The organism is Inquilinus limosus MP06 (assembly GCF_000767795.1).
Taxonomy (GTDB): domain Bacteria; phylum Pseudomonadota; class Alphaproteobacteria; order DSM-16000; family Inquilinaceae; genus Inquilinus; species Inquilinus limosus_E.
Genome location: NZ_JANX01000924.1, coordinates 1 through 1516, shown reverse-complemented (window position 1 = coordinate 1516; position 1516 = coordinate 1). Strand labels below are relative to the sequence as shown.

The 1516-nt window shown below is 68.3% G+C and carries 2 protein-coding genes; one reads left to right on the top strand and one right to left on the bottom strand.

All coding sequences use genetic code 11. The features are described from left to right. A partial coding sequence (locus P409_RS34040; protein WP_238578843.1) for a TetR/AcrR family transcriptional regulator occupies positions 1–665 on the top strand: 665 nt, incomplete at its 5' end. A gap of 22 nt (positions 666–687) precedes the next feature. Here the strand turns inward: P409_RS34040 and P409_RS34035 are convergent. Continuing rightward, a complete protein-coding gene (locus P409_RS34035; RefSeq protein WP_034849195.1) occupies positions 688–1176 on the bottom strand; it encodes an AAA family ATPase in 489 nt (162 codons plus the stop codon). Between the last annotated feature and the right edge of the window lie 340 nt (positions 1177–1516).

The window sequence follows — 1516 nt, the reverse complement described above, 5'->3', positions numbered from 1 at the left end:
GGGTCCTCCGTTTTCAACCGGCGCCGCGAATGGTGCATGATGGCGGTCCTGGATCGGCGAGGAAGGGCGTGACGGCGTTGGACGGGCAGGAGACGGAGGAGGTGCCGGGGCGCGCCGACGCCCGGCGCAACCGCGAGCGGCTGCTGGAAGCGGCGGCGGAGCTGTTCGGCGCGGTCGAGGGCGAGGTCACGCTGTCGGCGGTGGCGGCGCGGGCCGGGGTCGGCATCGGCACGCTCTACCGCCATTTCCCGACCCGCGAGGCCCTGGTCGAGGCGGTGTACCGCAACGAGGTCGACCGGCTGTGCGCGGCGGCGGAGGCGCTGCTGCGCGACCGGCCGCCCGAGGAGGCCCTGGTCGACTGGATGGACCGTTATGCGGCGATGATCGCGGCCAAGCGCGGCATGGCCGAGGTGCTGACCCGGGCGCGGGACTCCGATTCCGAAGGCATGGCCCGGACCAAGGCGCGGATCCGGCAGGCGATGGCACTGCTGCTCGACGCCGCCGCCAGGGCCGGGGCGATCCGGGGCGATGCCGATCCCGACGACGTGCTGCTGGCGGCGGCCGCCGGCATCTGGTCGATCGCCGGCCAGCCCGACTGGCGCCAGCGCGCCGGCCGGCTGCTGCGCCTGGTGCTGGACGGGCTGCGCTACCGGCCGGGCGGGTAGTCCGGGTACTCCGTGCCAGCAATTACCTGCATCTACTCAGAATCTCGTCGGCGACGCGCGGGATCGGCGCCCTGGCGTCGATGATGGCGCCGCTCTTCGGAACATCCTCCTTCGTGGCATGCAATCGCGCGATGAATTCCCGTTCGATCGCCCGTCCGCCGAACTGGTCTTCCGGCCTCGAGGCAAGCCGCCGGTTCAAGGTGTCAATATCGACGTCGAGGACAAAGACCCCATCGAACAGATGGATGAAGCGGGAAAAATTCCTGGACCCGCCGCAGAAGAACGACATCGCATGGGTCTTGTCGGCAACCAGGGCCTTGAGCTTGCCGACGTTCCAGATGTGATGCTCGTGCGCAAAGCCTTCCACCGGTTCACCGGTCTCCGGATCGCCTTGATACGCCAATTCCGTATCGCCATCGATCACGTGGTGGCCGCGCCGTCGCAGCTCGCTGCAGACCGAGGTCTTGCCCGTGCCGGAAACGCCTTCGATCAGATAGTTCCTGACACCCATTCCGCTCGGGCCAGATCTTGCGTTGCGCAGGATGAACTTAAGCCGCTCGTCGCGAAGCCGGCAACACCACGATCGGCTTGCCGGGTGCACCCCCAGATGCGTTTGCGCTTCTCGCCGGAGCGTGGGGGTAACACAAAGTTCATTGCGCTCACCCCTGCATTTCGTTCATGATACGTTCCATGAAGGAGATGCCTGCCGAGTTCGATGTCGAGGCCTATGGCCGCGGCTGCGCGCTGCAGCAATGCGAGATGCTCACGCGCCTCGCCGAGATCGGCATGCAGCTGGCCGAGGCCGCCGGCGCCCGCGCCCTGGCCGCCCAGGCGGCCGAGGCCCAGCCTCC